This is a genomic window from Aquimarina macrocephali JAMB N27 (assembly GCF_000520995.1).
Taxonomy (GTDB): domain Bacteria; phylum Bacteroidota; class Bacteroidia; order Flavobacteriales; family Flavobacteriaceae; genus Aquimarina; species Aquimarina macrocephali.
The window spans coordinates 76,728-94,936 of the sequence record NZ_JACA01000007.1 but is presented as its reverse complement, the minus strand read 5'-3'; the positions used below and the strand labels follow the sequence as shown (position 1 = coordinate 94,936).

The 18,209-nt window shown below is 32.7% G+C and carries 19 protein-coding genes; 8 read left to right on the top strand and 11 right to left on the bottom strand.

The window, feature by feature from the left end:
- Nucleotides 1–77 precede the first annotated feature (77 nt).
- Nucleotides 78–851, bottom strand: coding sequence for a TIGR02757 family protein (locus Z054_RS0107515; RefSeq protein ID WP_024769468.1), 774 nt, complete (start codon nucleotides 849–851; stop codon nucleotides 78–80).
- 256 nt (nucleotides 852–1,107) lie between these two features.
- On the opposite strand from Z054_RS0107515, the gene Z054_RS0107510 reads away from it, so the two are divergent.
- The 3 genes from Z054_RS0107510 to Z054_RS0107500 all read left to right on the top strand — a co-directional run bounded on the left by Z054_RS0107510 (nucleotide 1,108) and on the right by Z054_RS0107500 (nucleotide 5,090).
- Nucleotides 1,108–2,166, top strand: a complete 1,059-nt coding sequence (locus Z054_RS0107510; RefSeq protein ID WP_024769467.1) for a helix-turn-helix domain-containing protein — start codon at nucleotides 1,108–1,110, stop codon at nucleotides 2,164–2,166.
- Between the two features lie 554 nt (nucleotides 2,167–2,720).
- Nucleotides 2,721–3,563, top strand: coding sequence for a M57 family metalloprotease (locus Z054_RS0107505; protein WP_024769466.1), 843 nt, complete (start codon nucleotides 2,721–2,723; stop codon nucleotides 3,561–3,563).
- A 690-nt stretch (nucleotides 3,564–4,253) separates the two neighbouring features.
- The gene (locus Z054_RS0107500) at nucleotides 4,254–5,090 is read left to right on the top strand and encodes a M57 family metalloprotease (RefSeq protein ID WP_024769465.1); all 837 of its coding nucleotides are present in this window, start codon (nucleotides 4,254–4,256) and stop codon (nucleotides 5,088–5,090) included.
- A 130-nt stretch (nucleotides 5,091–5,220) separates the two neighbouring features.
- Here Z054_RS0107500 and Z054_RS0107495 read toward each other — a convergent pair whose 3' ends face one another.
- Nucleotides 5,221–6,087, bottom strand: coding sequence for an ABC transporter ATP-binding protein (locus Z054_RS0107495; RefSeq protein ID WP_024769464.1), 867 nt, complete (start codon nucleotides 6,085–6,087; stop codon nucleotides 5,221–5,223).
- 55 nt (nucleotides 6,088–6,142) lie between these two features.
- Nucleotides 6,143–8,578: a DUF5916 domain-containing protein gene (locus Z054_RS0107490; protein ID WP_024769463.1), complete on the bottom strand. Its 2,436-nt coding sequence runs from the start codon at nucleotides 8,576–8,578 to the stop codon at nucleotides 6,143–6,145.
- 142 nt (nucleotides 8,579–8,720) lie between these two features.
- On the opposite strand from Z054_RS0107490, the gene msrA reads away from it, so the two are divergent.
- From msrA to Z054_RS0107475, 3 genes are all read left to right on the top strand, one after another.
- Nucleotides 8,721–9,278, top strand: a complete 558-nt coding sequence (msrA, locus tag Z054_RS0107485) for a peptide-methionine (S)-S-oxide reductase MsrA (protein WP_024769462.1) — start codon at nucleotides 8,721–8,723, stop codon at nucleotides 9,276–9,278.
- 5 nt (nucleotides 9,279–9,283) lie between these two features.
- Complete coding sequence (gene folE, locus Z054_RS0107480) at nucleotides 9,284–9,880, top strand: GTP cyclohydrolase I FolE (protein WP_024769461.1); 597 nt, start codon at nucleotides 9,284–9,286, stop codon at nucleotides 9,878–9,880.
- A 63-nt stretch (nucleotides 9,881–9,943) separates the two neighbouring features.
- Nucleotides 9,944–10,243 (top strand): hypothetical protein, encoded by a 300-nt coding sequence (locus tag Z054_RS0107475; protein ID WP_024769460.1) that lies wholly within the window; start codon nucleotides 9,944–9,946, stop codon nucleotides 10,241–10,243.
- Here Z054_RS0107475 and Z054_RS0107470 read toward each other — a convergent pair.
- The 8 genes from Z054_RS0107470 to Z054_RS0107435 form a co-directional block, all read right to left on the bottom strand.
- Complete coding sequence (locus Z054_RS0107470; protein WP_024769459.1) at nucleotides 10,240–10,761, bottom strand: DUF6787 family protein; 522 nt, start codon at nucleotides 10,759–10,761, stop codon at nucleotides 10,240–10,242. The genes Z054_RS0107475 and Z054_RS0107470 overlap by 4 nt on opposite strands.
- A gap of 34 nt (nucleotides 10,762–10,795) precedes the next feature.
- Nucleotides 10,796–11,224 carry a DUF6146 family protein gene (locus Z054_RS0107465; RefSeq protein WP_024769458.1) on the bottom strand — a complete coding sequence of 143 codons (429 nt, stop codon included), beginning with the start codon at nucleotides 11,222–11,224 and terminating at the stop codon, nucleotides 10,796–10,798.
- Between the two features lie 47 nt (nucleotides 11,225–11,271).
- Nucleotides 11,272–12,084 carry an arabinofuranosidase catalytic domain-containing protein gene (locus Z054_RS0107460; protein ID WP_024769457.1) on the bottom strand — a complete coding sequence of 271 codons (813 nt, stop codon included), beginning with the start codon at nucleotides 12,082–12,084 and terminating at the stop codon, nucleotides 11,272–11,274.
- Between the two features lie 88 nt (nucleotides 12,085–12,172).
- The gene (locus tag Z054_RS0107455) at nucleotides 12,173–12,685 is read right to left on the bottom strand and encodes a hypothetical protein (protein ID WP_024769456.1); all 513 of its coding nucleotides are present in this window, start codon (nucleotides 12,683–12,685) and stop codon (nucleotides 12,173–12,175) included.
- Between the two features lie 117 nt (nucleotides 12,686–12,802).
- Nucleotides 12,803–13,435 carry a DUF937 domain-containing protein gene (locus Z054_RS0107450; RefSeq protein ID WP_024769455.1) on the bottom strand — a complete coding sequence of 211 codons (633 nt, stop codon included), beginning with the start codon at nucleotides 13,433–13,435 and terminating at the stop codon, nucleotides 12,803–12,805.
- Nucleotides 13,436–13,612: 177 nt separating this feature from the next.
- On the bottom strand, nucleotides 13,613–14,563 hold the full coding sequence (locus tag Z054_RS0107445; RefSeq protein WP_024769454.1) for a D-2-hydroxyacid dehydrogenase: 951 nt from the start codon (nucleotides 14,561–14,563) through the stop codon (nucleotides 13,613–13,615).
- 68 nt (nucleotides 14,564–14,631) lie between these two features.
- Nucleotides 14,632–15,696 carry a 3-phosphoserine/phosphohydroxythreonine transaminase gene (gene serC, locus Z054_RS0107440; protein WP_024769453.1) on the bottom strand — a complete coding sequence of 355 codons (1,065 nt, stop codon included), beginning with the start codon at nucleotides 15,694–15,696 and terminating at the stop codon, nucleotides 14,632–14,634.
- 232 nt (nucleotides 15,697–15,928) lie between these two features.
- Nucleotides 15,929–16,990 (bottom strand): acyl-CoA reductase, encoded by a 1,062-nt coding sequence (locus Z054_RS0107435; protein ID WP_024769452.1) that lies wholly within the window; start codon nucleotides 16,988–16,990, stop codon nucleotides 15,929–15,931.
- 66 nt (nucleotides 16,991–17,056) lie between these two features.
- On the opposite strand from Z054_RS0107435, the gene Z054_RS0107430 reads away from it, so the two are divergent.
- A complete protein-coding gene (locus Z054_RS0107430) occupies nucleotides 17,057–17,404 on the top strand; it encodes a 4Fe-4S dicluster domain-containing protein (RefSeq protein ID WP_024769451.1) in 348 nt (115 codons plus the stop codon).
- 118 nt (nucleotides 17,405–17,522) lie between these two features.
- Entirely contained in the window at nucleotides 17,523–18,113 is a 591-nt protein-coding gene (locus Z054_RS0107425; RefSeq protein WP_024769450.1) for a porin family protein, read from the top strand.
- Nucleotides 18,114–18,209 lie beyond the last annotated feature (96 nt).

Here is an 18,209-nt window from a genome sequence, read left to right as displayed (position 1 = left end):
TTTTATGTTTATTAAAGAAATATCATCTAAATGTTTAGAATGTAAAATTAAGATTACTCTTTAGAATTGTTCTAAGTTTAAAATTTTTCAAAAACTCCAAGTCCAAATAATGCGTAATCGTACTTGACTGGGTCTGAGGAGTCTAATTTCCTCAATTTTGTATCAAGTTCTAACAATGCTTTTCCATCATTTTGTTTGCGTGTAAGCAATCCTAATTTTCGAGCAACATTTCCCGAATGCACATCTAATGGGCATGATAATTGAGCAGGAGACAGGTTACGCCAAATACCTAAATCGACCCCGGCAGAAGCATCTCTTACCATCCACCGTAGAAACATATTAATTCGCTTAGCAGCAGAATTTTTATAAGGATCACTAACATGTTTTTCTGTTCTGAGTGGATGTGGCAACGAAAAGAATTCCTTTTTAAAATTATGAATCGCAGCCTGAAAGTTGTCATCTCCCTTATGTAATTTAAAAAAAGCTTCCATATCAACATATTTGGTATATATATACCGTAATGCAGTGATAAAATAGGAGAGATCGGTACTATTAAAGGTTCTATGAACAAAACCATTAAAATCTTGAAGATTCATTTCGGTATGATTCATTATAAAATCATACGGGCTATTACCCAAAAGAGACATTAATTTGTGAGAATTGGTTAAGATGCTTTTACGGTTTCCCCAGGAAATGGTAGCAGTAAGGAATCCCGAAATTTCAATATCTTCTTTTTGAGTATACAGATGGGGAATTTGTACTGGATCTGTTTCAATAAATTTTGGTTGTTCGTAGTAAAAAGCCTTTTCATCCAGGAAATCTTTGAGCTCGATATTGTTGAATTTTTTCAAAAGGATATATTATGATTTTTAGTATTCTATCATCAACAAAGATGATAATTTTAATGAATACTCTTTAATATTTAAGAAAAAGGTTAAATAAAATACAGATTTGAGTTTTGTGTACAATAAATTGATGTGTTAAAAAGTTTATCTATTTTAGTACTATTAAAAAGATAGTTTTTACTATGTTACTAAACATATAGGCATTTCTATTGATCTATATTAATAACAGTCAGTGATTTTTTGTTATTTAAAGATTCTTGAGATGAAAATTATAGATTATTTATTTTTAATAAGTGGCTTACAAACGTTAGTTATTACTGTTATTCTTCTTTTTTACCGATCTAAAAAAGTATATATTAATAGATATCTGGGGTTGTTTTTTGTTACTCTATGTGTAGAGATGGCAATGTATTTTGCTTATAAGTATGTAGAACATCCGGCTGTTTATTATCACCCATTTCGATTTAATTTGTTGAGTATGAATTTTTTGTTTTTCTACGCAGTGGAAACAGCAGGGATTTATATAAAACGTAAAATCTATTATTATATTCCGGCAATTTTTGAGTTTTTGTTTTTATCAGTATTTTTTCTTTTAGTACTGCAAGACCCAGAAATGCATACCACTTTTCGAGAAATGTATTTTGGTAGAATATTGAACATTGTTGGTGCGATTTATATCATAACGATGTCTGTTATGATTATTAAAGTTAATAATAAACATAAGAAACAACTGCCATATTTTTATGAAATTACTAAATACAAGTCATTAAATTGGTTAACTGTTTTTTGTGTTATTTGTATCTTATTTAATCTTGTTGGGAACTTATTGAACCTGTTTGTTAGTGAAAAGCATTATACATACACGGTGAATACTATTCTTTTACTGTCGCTTTATTATATTACTATTGCGAGTTTAGTACAGATTAATATCATTAACATGATTTCACCCAGGGTGGAAGAAAAAGAAACGAAAGCAGAATTAGAGAATATTGTAAGGATTATTGAAGAATACATGTTAGAGACCAAAGCATATTTAAATCCATCAATTACTCTAAAAACATTTGCCAAGGAGGTTAGGTTGCCAGAAAGGCTAATTTCTAAAGCGATTAATAAGATTGAGCATAAGAATTTCAATAATTATATCAATTATTATAGAATAGAGGAGTTTAAACAACTTTTGTCTATGGACAGACATAAAAAGTTTAGCATTTCTGCAATAGCTAACGAGGTTGGTTTTAACTCCAGAGCATCTTTTTACAAAAACTTCAAAGACATTGTTGGAGTCTCTCCTTCATCATATGCAAAAAATTCAGATGACTGATTATCTTATCTTTATAATGTTTCTTATTATGATTTAAGACATCCTAAATCATGTTAAGGGACACCTATTTGTTGACTTGAGTGTTCTTTTTGTTGAATTTAGCACCAACTAATTTTACACAAACAATCGACTTATGAAAACATTATTCAGCACTATTCCAATTCTTGTTTTTAGATATAATCAAAAAAATATCAAGATAACTCGTAGGTTATACTATTGATTTCTACAAAGCTATAAACCGGAATTTTTTTAAATATAATTTTAGGATTCTTAGGGACCATTTTGAAAGCCTGAAAGTTGAGATTTAAAATTTCTTATTGAGTGAGTGACAATCAAAATGCTTTTCAAATTTTGATTCATATGAGGCCTTTTTAGCCTTGATCCGGTTTATGCTTTGTTTTGGCTATAGCTTAGACAGTCTTTTTTAGAACAATACAGATTACATATTCTTAATTGTATTAAGGTTTCAAAGTTCTTAATATATAATTTTTTAATCGAGATGATAGAAAACCTTTTGGTTTTTGTTAACTCACACAAATTAACAAACTTAAAATATGAAAACTATCAAATTATTAGCGCTTAGCGCTATCGTTGCAGGATGCATTACTTCTTGCCAAAAAGAAGAAGTTGCTGCAGAAGTAAATGAAATAAATAATGCACCCACAAAAGAACAGCTTCTTAAGTTAGAAAGCATGGGGGTTAATACAGAAGATGTGTCTGTAAAAACGATAACAGATCTTGACGGAAGTACAGCGGACTATTTTGTTAATGGTACAGATCTTGGTATTCCAGTAGCCGGGCTTGTAGATCAGCCAAGCTTAGGGGTTATGGATAATGGAATGAAGCAGTATAGAACAAGAAACATCGTTTCTAGTAGCAACCGTACAATTAATGTACTGGGTTACACTGGTGGCGGCGGTAATGGGCTTTCTAATACAGGAAGACAGGCTTTACAAAGAGCTGTTAATACATATAATGGAATAAATTCTACTCTTAATATGAGACTTACCTTTGGTACTAACTATCAAGCTGCTGATATAGTAGTATATGTACGAAGTGACCTAGGATCAGGTGGATTAGCAGGATTTCCTTCTGGTGGAAGAGCTTACAAGTGGGCAAGAATCGGGCCTAGTGTAAAAAACAGAGGAGTTACTTACACTCAACATGTAATTACTCATGAAATGGGTCATTGTATTGGTTTGCGTCATACAGATTGGCAGAGAAGAGTGTGTAATGGTCAAAATGAAGGACAAGGCCAAGATGGAGCTATCCATATCCCAGGGACACCAACAGGTACGGATATTACATCATTAATGATTTCTTGCCCTACACAAGGAAACCCGCAAAATGGGAGTCTAAATAGAAATGATGTTACTGCATTGGAGTACATGTATTAATATAAAGTATTAAGAACTTTGATTTTTTTTAGAAGAGGCTGCCTGAAAAGGCAGTCTTTTCGTGCTTTATTTTTTTTCATATAAATAAATGTTTAGGGATGACCTGAATCCCGTAAACACCTATTTTTACTATAGTTAATGGTCTTTTTGTAAATGTCCTTAATCATGATTTAGGACATCTTAAATCGTGATTAAAGACATCTAATTATTGATTTGAGCGCTTTTTTTATGGAATTTAGCACCAACTAATTTTACACAAACTCTTGACTTATGAAAACACTATTCAACACAATTCCAATTTTGTTTTTAGTAAATAGGTAATAGTCTATAGAATAACTATAGATTATATTCTTGGTTGCACAAAGTTATAAACCGGAATATTTTTTAAATATAATTTTAGGATTCTAGGGACCATTTTGAAAACCTAAAAATTGAAGTTTAAAAATTCTTATTGAGGAACAATCAAAAAATACTTTCCAAATTTTGATTCATATGAGGTCTTTTTGGCCTCTATCCGGTTTATGCTTTGTTGTTTAGCGATATGCTTAAACAGCTTCATTTAGAACAATACAGATTACATACTCTTAATTGTATTAAGATTTCAAAGTTCTTAATATCTAAATTTTTTAATCGAGATGATAGAAAACCTTTTGGTTTTTGTTAACTCACACAAATTAACAAACTTAAAATATGAAAACTATCAAATTATTAGCGCTTAGCGCTATCGTGGCGGGATGCATTACTTCTTGCCAAAAAGAGGAAATTACTGCTGAAGTAAATGAAATAGATAATGCTCCTACAAAAGAACAGCTTCTTAAATTAGAAAGCATGGGAGTTAATACAAATAATGTGTCTGTTAAAACGGTTACAGATTTGGATGGAAGTACTGCAGACTATTTTGTTAATGGTACAGATCTAGGTGTGCCAGTAGCTGGACTTGTTGATCAGCCAAGTTTAGAATCTTTGGATAATGGAAACAAGCAGTATAGAACAAGAAACCTTATTTCTAGCCGTAATCGTACTATTGATGTATTAGGTTACACAGGAGGTGGAGGTAATGGGCTTTCTAATACAGGAAGACAAGCCTTACAAAGAGCTGTTGCTAATTTTAATAATTTAAATACTTCTCTTAATATGAGACTTACCTTTGGTACTAACTATCAAGCTGCTGACTTAGTAGTATATGTTAGAAGTGACTTAGGTGGTGGTGGATTAGCCGGATTCCCTTCTGGTGGAAGAGCTTACAAATGGGCACGAATCGGACCTAGAGTAGCTAGCAACGGTGTTACTTATGCTACTCATGTAATTACTCATGAAATGGGACACTGTATTGGCTTACGTCATACCGACTGGTTTGCAAGATCATGTGATGGTAGCAACGAAGGTCAAGGTTCTGATGGAGCTATTCATATTCCAGGAACACCAACAGGTATCGACAGAACTTCTATAATGATTTCTTGTGCAACAGGAAACGAAAATGGAGTTTTTAATAGAAACGATGCAACTGCAATACAGTACTTGTATTAATTAGATATTGCTAAGAACTTTGAAATTTATTAAGAAAAGGCTGCATACTCATGCAGCCTTTTCTATAGAATTTTTATAATAATACAGTATATGTATACTACTGGTATAATTTGTTATTTACAATGAAGAGTTACCCTACAATTTTGCCATCTACCATAACCAACTTTCTATCGGCCATATCTGCCAATTCCTGATTATGAGTTACAATCACAAAAGTTTGACCAAATTCATCTCTAAGCTTAAAAAATAATTGATGTAAATTCTCTGCAGCTTCGCTGTCTAAATTTCCAGAAGGTTCATCAGCAAATATCACTTTTGGGTTATTGATTAGTGCTCTGGCAACGGCAACACGTTGTTGTTCTCCTCCAGATAATTCATTAGGCTTATGATCATATCGATGAGAAAGCCCTAAAAAATCTAATAGTTCTTTGGCTCTTTTCTCTACTTCAATTCGTGATGTTTTTTTAATAAAAGAAGGAATGCAAACATTTTCTAGAGCAGTAAATTCGGGTAATAATTGATGAAATTGAAAAATAAAACCTAATTGTTCATTCCTAAAAGAAGAAAGTCCCTTATCCTTTTTATTTTTTTTTATAAAATTTATGATACCAAAAATCAGTAAAGGAATAATGAGTACGACCCTAATTACTGTTCTAATATATATATCAAAAATATCGGGTGAGATAACCCATGAGAGAATAACGAAGATAGCATATGCTATAAGAAAGAACTGAAATAGATTTGAAAACTTTTTTGATTTTTGATTTTTTAATTCTTTGTCTTGAAGCTTAAAAATATCAGTTTCATTAATAGTTAGAGAAGAATCATCTTTTTGACCGGGCTTATCTAATGTACCCAAAATTTGCAGTAATGTAGTTTTTCCTGCACCAGAAGCACCAACAATAGAAACAATTTCTCCTTGTTTGATATGAAGATCTACTCCTTTAAGAACATGAAGGTCTCCATAGTTTTTATGAATATTATTAGCTTTGATCATCCGTTTTCTATACTTGAAGGAGTGAAAGTAATCAATATCATTAGAATCCCCAAGATTATCCTTTAGAAGAACGTTTTAAATTATTCACATCAAGAAAATAGACTACTCTTAACGATAAAGTATGCTTGATAGGTTTGTTAAACAAATTGTCTAAACTTTGTGTATAATTTAGTGTAGATAGCTCATCATCATTAAAAATTTGATTGCGATAGAGTAGGGTAGCTTCGCTACCAGGAGCAAATCTCCAGTTAAAACTCAAATCCAGATTCCAAATATTAAAATTGGTATTTGGATTATCTTCTGAGATATCATAATCAATTTGGGATCTAGAACCATTTTCGTTTAGAATATAAAATACATTATCAGAATAATCAGCGGTACTCCAGAAGTTTCGGAAACGCAAATTTACAGCTTTGTATGGGTCAAAATTATAACTTGCACTTAACGAATTTTCTAGTGAAATAATATCTCGTTGTCCAAGGAATACATCTGTACCATCGTCATCGATATATCCAAAATTGTTTGGACGATTATAATACTCTGATCTCCATATCACTAATAATTTATCAGAAAACCGATATCGGGGAGAAACCTCTATTCTATATATTTTTTGTCCGTCATCAAACCACTGTCTGGTTCCCGCGCTAATATCATACGCGAATTTTTTTCTATAATCAGAAGAAACAAACATTCTTCCTCCCAGACTTCGACTAAAAGTAACAAATCTTCCATCTATACGAGGCTCAAAATAGTCTTGGTTTTTAGAATTATAAGCTCCTCTACCACCAAAACCAAATCGTTTTTTGGTCACAAAAAACCAATTGGCACCTATAGAATTTTGTGTTTGAATGCTAGGGTCATACAATCGCCTATGTCTTGCAAAAACATTAATCCGATAAGTGTTAAATAACCCTTTAGGTTCAAAGATTTGGTAGGACGCACTTACTCTAAAATTATTGAAGTTATTTCTAAAATTAACTCCCAAATCATTGATGTTATACGTGGTATTTGCCAAATCGTGACCAAAACCATACCTGATTTTACCTTTGATACGGTCAAAATCAAGCTCAGATGCAAAACCACCAATATTATCTCCAGGAGAATTTATGTGACTAACCAAAGATCTTCCGGTTAGGCGATACGAGTTTGACTTATTTGCTAGGTTCCAAACCAACCCAGTTACATTTGCATTTCTAAACTCACTACCACTACGAGTTACATTAGTATTTATTAAGGAAACAGAAGAATTTTTATTAAACTGTTGATCCAATACAAAAATATTATAATTCGATATAGGTTCGACTACTTCTTTACGCACAGCTCCAGTAATAGTATCGGTAATTCGTATTTCTGTTTTTTCTGTAATAGCATTAAAAAAACCGATACCGAGATTTCCTTTTGTCCTTCCCGAGATTTTTAATGCATTAAGCAAATTTACTTTAGAAGGGGCGTCCTCAGCAACTTCATTTACGTTAAGATCATCATCAGATATAGATGTAGATGGTTTGCCACCAACTCTCCTGGAAAAGAAAATATTTCCCTTGTTAAATAATTCTGTGCCTTCAGTAAAGAATTGCCTGTTTTCGCCGAAAGTTTGTTCGAACGGACCTAAATTAAGGCGAACTTCATCAAAGGCTGCTTGCCCAAAATCCGGAATTAGAGTAGCATCTAATGTAAAGCTATCACTTAGCCCGTATTTCACATCCATTCCAGCACTAAAATCAGTCTCGGTGTCTCCATCAGAATGTGATACCAGACCTTGCACAAACGGAAAAAAAGTAAGCCTCACAGGAGGGTTAACATTCTCTACACCTTTAACCAAACCGTTATATTGTGTGCGTTGACCAATTTTATTATCAATAAAGTTCCAGGTATGAGTTTGATTTCTACTCAGAGATCTTCTATAAAAATTGATGCTCCAATCTTGTATATTCACTTCGGGAAAGCGTAATGCATTATACGGTATCTTAAATTCTGCATACCATCCTTGGGCATCAAAAGAAACTTTGGCATCAAAAACTACATTATAACTAAAATCTTCATTGAATTGATCTGCTCTTGCATCACCAATAGTACCTGCACTGGTTATAAAGAAACGAGTTTCATTCGTTCCATCGTTGTAGGTATTTATTGCAATACTAAAATGATCTGCCTGAACAAATATATCATCTCGTTGACTAAATTGACGCAATACTGTATCGGGTTGATCATCATATAAGTAGACTCCAAAATAAACGGCTTTATTGTCATATGCCATTTTTACTTCGGATCTTATTTCTTTTGGTATTTTTCCCTCATTTCCGGGTTGCCACATTTGAAAATCACCATGAGCCGGAAGAGTTTTCCATATTTCATCATCAAGAACACCATCAACTTTTGGAGGGTTATTTATTCTTTCTGCTATAATTTCCTTTCTTTCTTGAGCAAAAGATTGTAATGTAACGAAAAGTAAAAATACTGCATAAGCTTTTGAGTGTAGTTGTATATTCATAAAATTGTAATAAAAACCTTACTTTTTTGATATTTGCAAAACTAGGCTTGTAATAGGAGATGTGGTACTAACGAAAAGTTAAAAAGCAAAAATTGGATATGCATATATGTATTTTTGTTAAAAAAATTACGACTATTTAGTTATGAAAGAAAATAATATAGAAACCGCAGTATTTGCTGGAGGGTGTTTTTGGTGTACAGAGGCAGTTTTTCAGCGCTTAGAAGGGGTGCATAAGGTAATATCGGGATATACAGGAGGAACTATAAAAAACCCTGCATACCGTGAGATTACAACAGGAAGAACAGGCCATGCTGAAGCGATTAAAATCGAATATGATCCTAACCTCATTAGCTATAAAGAACTATTAGAAATATTTTTTGCTACACATGATCCTACAACATTAAATAGTCAAGGAGCAGATCGTGGTACACAATATCGAAGTGCTATATTTTATGTTGATGAACAACAACAACAGATAGCAGAACAAATAATTGCAACCCTTAAGAATGACTTCGTTTTTGATGATCCTATAGTTACAGAAATAACCAAACTGGGACCATTTTATAATGCAGAAGGATACCATCAGGATTACTATAATCAAAATAGTAGTCAGGGATATTGTCAATTTGTGATAAACCCAAAACTTAATAAATTAAATACTACCTTTAAAAATAAATTGAAAAAAGAAATACAGAATTAATTGCTATGCCGTATAAACATTTTGAAGAATACAATATAAAAGTAACAGAAGAAGTAAAAGAAAAATTTGAATCTATTATTGAAGATCTTGGAGAAGATATAAAAAGAGAAGGTATTGTTAAAACTCCTGAGCGAGCAGCAAAAGCAATGCAGTTTCTTACTCAGGGATACCATCAGGATCCAGCCGAAATTCTTAAAAGTGCTATGTTTAAGGAAGGCTATGATGATATGGTTATAGTTAAGGATATCGAACTATATTCGTTGTGTGAACATCATATGTTACCCTTTTTTGGTAAAGCACATATTGCATATATACCTGATGGATATATAGTAGGATTAAGCAAATTACCTAGAATTGTTGATGTATTTGCAAGGCGATTACAAGTACAGGAACGGCTTACACATGATATTTTAGAGTGTATTAATAATACATTGAAACCGAAAGGTGTTGCTGTAGTGATTGAAGCTTCTCATATGTGTATGATGATGCGTGGAGTACAAAAGCAGAATTCGGTAACAACCACTTCTGGTTTTAGAGGGCAATTTGAAAAAATAGAAACTCGATCAGAGTTTTTGAGATTAATTACGGCTGATTTGGGGTAACAAATTTTTGGAATACTCTTTGCTTTATTTGTTGTATATTAAACTATAAATTATGTATTAAATATGGCAAAAGACAAATACAAAAAACTTGGATTAAGTTTACTTTTTGATGGCTTAGGAATGGTTAGCTATGCTATTCCGGGAATTGGTGAATTTGCAGATGTAATATGGGCTCCTTTAGCGGGTTGGTTGATGACCAGAATGTATAAAGGTAATATTGGTAAGGCAGCCGGAGTATTTACATTTGTAGAAGAAGCACTACCGGGTATGGATATTGTACCAACATTTACAATAATGTGGGTATATACGTATGTGATTAAAAAAGAAAAAGTAAAAGAGATTATTGATGTTGATATTTCTTAATCTTTAAAGAAACGAGCAAATCCCATTCTGCTTAACATCTTTTTTTCAAAACCCCAGAAAAATTTAAATTGCCCAAAGAGCCATCCTACGATGACAAGTAATATTTGGTATATTGGAAATATAAATAATATTCTGATAGGCCAATACAACCATCCATTTGTTGTATCTCTATGTAGTCCTATAAAAGTAAGTATAGGATCAGAAATACGAGCTGCAGTAGATCCTGTAACTGCAAAAGCAATAAAGATTGCTATGAGTTCCCATCGATACGAAACATTCCACTTTGTCTCCAGAATATTAAAAAGCTTCAGAGTAATGAAAAGGAATATCGAAAATAGAAAAAGTATTATGGCCGATAGTGTACCAATATAGATGCTATCGGTCTGATCTATTGGTAATAATTCCAGAATATACTTACCAATCAGATAAGAAGAGAATACTAAACCGAGTAATCCTAATACGGGAAATACTAATTGCCAACTACGTTCTATTTCCCAGCGTTCCTTAAATTTTTGCATAGCGCAAAAGTACAATAATTAAAAAGAATTTAAATCAAAATCGTCGCCCTCTTGTAGCAATAAATCGTTGCCTATAGCGCTGTTCAAAATATATAAAATAATTATATAAAAGGTAGTTTACCTCATAACCATAATGCGTTGCATATTGATAATTGATTTGCTGAAGATATAAATTAGGATCAAATCGTTGTGGTTGCATTACCCGTTGATTATATTCTGTGACATATATGCGATTCCTAGTTTCTAAAAATGTCTCAGAATAAAAACCTCTTGGCCTTTGCGTTACCAGCCATGAATTAAATCCAGGTTCGATGATAATAATTTCATATTCCAGACTATCATTTGCTATTCTTACGGTATCTGAAGCGGTATCGGTAGAGGCTACATCCATTTTTCTATTTTTGGTTGTAGAACAACTATAAATGAATATTCCTAAGATTAATATATAAATACAATTTTTCATAACCTTATAAATATATCTAAAAAAAGAATACTAAAGTGTTGTAGAAATTATAAATTCCAGAAATCAATTTGATCTTGTTCAATTTCTTGAGTATCAGTAAGATTAATATCCATACGATACATGATCAACTCAGTAAATCGGTTGGTTGCAAATTGTGAATTATTTCCATTAGAATATAGGATTCCGGCACCATTTGTAGCTGTGCATCGACCTAAAGTATAATTTCCGGTTCTAAGAATGGTTCCTGATCGTCGAATAGTTTGTACAACATTAGCACGGATAAATGAGAGTTGTTGCCATTGATTATTGGTGTTTGAAGCCCATCGTACAGGCTCACTACAGCAAATACCTGAGTCAAAATAAACTCTATTGTTTGACCAGTTTACATGAATAGACCATCGATTTCTATTAGCACCTGGCTGTCTTGTACCAAATGAAAACTGGTTATTAGAAGTAGAGTATAGCACTGTAAATACAGAACCATTAACTCCTGCATTAGTAAGAATTTGGATACTTGTGTTGATATCCAATCGGTCATTATTACCATCTCCAAAAAAATAGGGCCTCGTGGGATCAGTTATAAAACGAGGCTGAAAAGCATTGGTATTCTGAATTGCATTTCTACCTAAACCACTTTGATCATACCATGTGACTACAAATACATTTGCAGCACCTCTCCATGTATCTATTGCTGCTACATCTACAATATCATTATCAGCCCATCCAAAATCCTGTTGGGTATTATCACTATCTCTTCTTAAACGTATAATAGGACCGTTATAATCAGATTCTAATACACGAAGCGAGAAGGCAAAACTAATATTGGTGAGTTTTTCATCCAGAATATGAGATGGCCTCATCGTCGGAAAGTTATTGTGTTGACCAATTTGACAATAACCGAAGCTTGAAAAAAATAAACATATGTAAAGTAATAATCTTCTCATGTTATTAATTTCTTTTTAAATCCCCAGTGATATGAAATGTATTCGTTGCTGTACATACAATACCAGCTCCGGCATCTAATCCTGCTGTTTTAAATCGTAATAATCTATTTTTTATAGTTACTCCTGCAGCTCCTGAAACAGTTACTTTTCCTGCTCCTGTTTGATAGATACTAACATTGTATCCTATAGGGAGCCCTACAGGAACTGTTAGTGTAACATCTGTAGCACTATTAAAAGTTAGTATATTATGATTGTCTGTATCTACGAGAGTGTAATTTCCGGTTTTAGCAAATACAGATGGAGATTCAAGTAATTCTTTCCATTCTGTTCCGTTAAATTGAAATACCTTTTTTTTTACTGTATCAAATACTAAAGATCCTTCTTGTATCGTAATTGTACTAATGTTATTTATATCGGTTGTGGTAGCTCCTGGTAATCCTAGTAGTGCATTAGCATCGATTTGGGCAATAGTGTTTGTGCCATATAGAAATAATACTAAAATTAGTAATTTTTTCATATTGAAGATAGTTGGTTAAAAATAAAAGCTTATTAAAGTCGTACAACTCTAATAAGCCCTTTCTTTTGATATATTCAAAATAATAAAATTATATTATTTGACTATAGGGTAGGAGTATTATTTTCCGAAAAGACCGCCTAATAATCCTCCAAGACCTCCTTTTTTCTTTCCACCACCACTTAGTAACATTCCGGCAACATCATCAAGAATACTCCCATCGCCATCTGCATCTAAGAAAGATTCTATCAATGATTGTTGCTTAGAACCACCACCAGACATACCACCTAGTAAACCTGATAACCCATTAGCATCACTTACATTACTTTGTTTAGCTTGTTTTCCTAATACTCCTAAAAGAATTGGAGCAGCAACTTTTAGTATTTGAGCCACAGAACCGGCATCGATTCCCGATTTTTGACTTAAAGCATTTTCTACTGCAGGTTGTTTATTTCCAAGAATATGACCTAGAATACCAGCTCCATCATTAGTAACACTTTGATCAACACCACCGTCAAATAAACCTCCTAAATTATCCAAAATCCCACCAGTATGCTTACCTGTTAGTGCTCCTAATAGTCCCGAAGCTCCTTCAGGAGTAGATGCATTTCGTTGCATTGCTCCCATAAGTACAGGCATAGCCATACTTAATAAATCTCCGGTTTTACCTTCGGATTGTCCCGTTTGTGAGCTTACACCGTTGATAATTTGCTTGCCCATAGGGCTATTTAATAGATCTAAAATTCCTGACATTGTAAATATTTTTTAATGAATCTAAATTTACATTATTAATACTAGAATTAGAGTTAAGAGTTGATTTTATTTTGATAAAAAAAAGATGAAAAACCATTTTATAGGATGAAGAGCAAAAAAAGAGCCGTTTCAATCATTGAAACGGCTCTTTACCAATATGAAATTTATATTTCGTGTCTAGTTCAAAATCTTAATAATTTGCTCGGCTAATTCTTGGCCAATACGATCTTGAGCTTCTCCTGTCGCTGCACCAATATGTGGTGTTAGCGATATTTTACTATTCATCAATATTTTGATAGCCGGACTAGGTTCATTTTCGAATACATCAAGTCCTGCAAAACCTAACTTTCCTTTCTCTAAAGCTTCTACCAATGCTACTTCATCGATTACTCCCCCTCTTGCAGCATTAATGATTCCTGCGCCATCTTTCATTTGTTCGATTTCAGGATTCCCGATCACATATTCTTTTTGTGCAGGAACGTGTAGTGTGAAAAAATCAGAATTTTTAAGAACTTCTTCTTTGGATACAGTCTTGATCTTAAAATTTAATGATTGTCCATCAAAGAACTCTAATGGTATTTCTACTTCTTCAATAAAAGGATCATAGGCAATAACATTCATTCCAACTCCAATTGCAATTTTTGCAGTTGCCTGTCCTATTCGTCCGATACCGATTACTCCAAGAGTTTTTCCTCTTAATTCGATACCGCTACCATATGCTTTTTTTAGGTTTTTGAATTTACTATCACCCTCTAGAGGCATATTACGGTTAGAATCATGTAAAAAACGTACACTACCATATAAGTGTGCAAAAACCAACTCTGCAACGGATCCAGAAGAAGCTGCTGGAGTATTAATTACATGTAGTCCTTTTTCTCGGGCATAAGCTACATCAATGTTGTCCATTCCTACACCACCACGACCAATAATCTTAAGAGAAGGACAATTATCAATAATATCTGTTCTTACTTTAGTAGCACTTCGTACAAGTAGTACTGAAATTTCATTTTCATTAATATAATTAACCAATTGATCTTGAGCTACCGTAGTTGTTAAAACCTCGAAGCCTTTTTTTTCTAAAGCTTTAATTCCGCTTTGAGATACTCCGTCGTTTGCTAATACTTTCATTTTCAAGTTTTAAATTTTGAATATTAAGTCTTATAAGTTGACTTGTCTTAATGATTATTGTTGTTAGTTTACGCTTTACGTTCCAGGTCACCCATTATATCAACAAGAGCAGCAACACTTTCAAGGCTTAATGCATTGTACATACTAGCTCTGTAACCTCCGATACTTCTGTGGCCATTGATTCCGTTGATTCCTGCTTCTTTCCACATGGCATCAAAAGTTTCTTTAAGGTCTTCATTTACCAACGTAAAAGTTGCATTCATATAAGAACGATCTTCTTTGGCAGCAAATCCTTTAAATAGAGGGTTTACATCAATTTCAGAGTAAATAAGGTTAGCCTTTTTTTCGTTTAATTCTTCTATTGCAGATATTCCGCCAAGTTGTTTTAGCCAACGGAGTGTAAGCATAGAAACATAAACAGGATAAACTGGTGGTGTGTTAAACATACTTGCTTTGCTAATATGAACCTGATAGTCTAACATAGAAGGAATATCCCTTTCTATTTTACCAAGAATATCTTCTTTTATAACTACAAGTGTTGTTCCTGCAGGTCCCATATTTTTTTGCGCCCCAGCATAAATCAAACTAAATTTAGAAAAATCTAATTGTCTGGAGAAGATATCGCTACTCATATCACATACCAATGGGATATCTGTAGTAGGGAAATCCTTTAATTGTGTCCCATAAATAGTATTATTACTGGTAAGGTGTAAATAATCTAAATCTGTAGGAATATTTAATTTTTTGGGAATAAAGTTGAAATTGGCATCTTTTGATGAAGCAACTTCTATAACTTCACCAAACTTTTTTGCCTCCTTTACGGCTTTATCACTCCAAGCTCCCGTGTTTAAGTATCCTGCTTTTGATTGTAGTAGGTTATAGGCAGTCATTAGAAATTGAGTACTTGCCCCACCTTGAAGAAATAAGGCTTTATATCCTTTACCTTCAAGACCTAATAATTCTAAAGCCAGACTGCGGGCTTCTTCCATAACATCAACAAAATCTTTACTACGATGCGATATTTCCAGAATGGAAAGACCAGAATTGTTAAAATCTAACACTGCTTGTGATGCTTCTTTAAATACTTCTTGTGGTAAAATACAGGGTCCAGCGCTAAAATTATGTTTTTTCATGTGCTAATGTTTGTTGTTTTTAATGGCCACATGGAATCTTTAACAATTATAAATACCTTAAACTTTTATGTTTTTGATTATTTTTAATTGTATCCGTTTCATTTGTAGTTTTTAATTGTTGTTAAATAGATAGTTTTTTGATCTTTTCTTTTACTCAAAAAAGAGAGTTAGAAAAAACACCACAAAGGTGCTAATAATATGATACAAAAGCATTGTCAAAATGATAAATTATTCAATTAATTTTTGTCAAAAATTCAATAATATCTATACCATCTGCATAATCTGAAAGTTGAGGATTTTGAGTTTCTCCAAATTCAATACATTCTGGAGAAAAATCAGAACCTACAATACATTGAATTTTTTCACTGTCATTTTGTATTTTTTTACTTAACTGGTCTTTAGAGTCATAGGTTTCATAAAATAATGTTGCAATTGGAGAAGCATAACTTTCATCCTCTTTGAGCATTAAAAAACCATTTTCAAACAATTTGTAATTACTCATAAGATAAACTGCTTTATTGTAATCATAATTGTTAGCATACTTTGCACTATTGATGATATCATGATATGGATATATGGCTTTAAAAAAAGAATCAAAATCATACCCTTTTGGGACCATTAGTTTTGATACACTCCTGCATCCTAATCCATAGTATCTAAAAATATCATTGCCGAGTACTTCGAGTTGTTCTTTAGTCTCATTTCCTGTTAAAATTGCAACAGAATTTCTGTTTTTACGTATAATATTGGGAACTTTACCAAAATAATATTCAAAATATCGAGAAGTATTGTTACTTCCTGTTGCAATTACTGCATCAAAACCTTTAAATTTTTCTGAAGTAAATTTGATAGATGCTTCAAACCGAGGCTCTATTGCTATTAGGTATGAAGCTAAAAAAGGTAATAGCTGATTATCATTAGAGGATTGTTTTACCAAAACATGATGTCCTGTAATTAGTACAGAAAGAAAATCATGAAACCCTACTAATGGTATATTTCCTGCCATAATAATACCAACAGTTTTTGGCTCTATTTTTTCTAATGAGTAATGAGATAACCAATCTTTTAAATTGTTCTCGGTAAGAGCATTACTCCATTGCTGTAGAGAAAAAAGTACATTTTCTTCTGTAAACCATCCATTATGATGTACTGCAGTAGTAGTTTTATGAATCATTTCATCAAAAAATTCATCATTGCGATGAAGGGTATTAACTTTCTCATAACCAGTAGATTTGAATTGGTTAAGAAACTTTCCTAATTGAGAAAAAGCTTTGATACGGTCATTTAATAACATCTCTTATTTGTTTATCACTAGTTTACGAGCTATTTTTGTGCTGCAAATTTAGAATAAAAAAGAGCTATGGCAATTATAATAACAGATGAATGTATAAACTGTGGTGCTTGTGAGCCAGAATGCCCAAATACTGCAATTTATGAAGGAGCTGATGATTGGAGATATTCTGACGGTACAGATTTAGAAGGAGATGTAGTTCTTCCTGGAGGTAAAAATGTAAATGCTGATGAAGCACAAGAGCCTGTAAGTGACGAGGTATATTATATAGTTCCCGATAAATGTACAGAATGTAAAGGGTTTCATGAAGAACCACAATGTGCGGCTGTATGCCCTGTAGATTGCTGTATTCCTGATGAAGATATAGTAGAAACTGAAGAATTTTTATTGCAAAAACAAGGTTTTATGCATAAATAGAAGGTATTATCTCAATATAGACCATAAAAAAACCTGTCATATGGCAGGTTTTTTTATGGTCATTTTTTAATTTTTAGTATTTTCGCTCTACTACAACCTCAAATCTAAAAACGAAATCATGAAAAAAACAATCTTTTTTATTCTTTTTACAACGCTTTCTGTTGTTTCTTATGGACAATATCGCTGGGAAGTTTCTGCCGGAGCTACTTTTTCTAAACTAAACCTTGATAACACCGAAACTACAGGTGGAACTGGTTTTTTTGTTAATGCCGGATATGGTTATGTAATGGGAGTTAGAGCGAGAACAAGTATTGTTTTTTCTTTAGACCTTTTGCAACGTACCAGCGAAATAGAAGGAACAGGTGATGCAGAAACACTACAGGTTGGGTTTAACCCAAAATTTAGATACTTAACTGGTGATGGTAAAGATCGTTTTCGTGGCTTTATTAATGTTGGACCTTCTTTTAGAGTAAATACAAAATTTGAAATAAACGGTGTAGAATTAGAAGATGATGCCTATGAGAGTTTGATTATAGGTGGCGTGTACGGAGCTGGTTTTTCTCAAATGATAGGAGAGATGTTCGATGTTATGGCAGAAGTAGGAGTAATGAACGATTTTGTAGATAATCTTACAGATACTAATAGTAAATTCTTTGATATTTATGCGCGAGTAGGGGTCCGATTCAGAATTTATGACGCACGACGATAAACTTTAACAAATAATATATATGAAATCCTGCTTTGGCAGGATTTTTTTATATTTCAATTTAATTTTTTGTAAATTACATACTTACAAAAAAAGAAT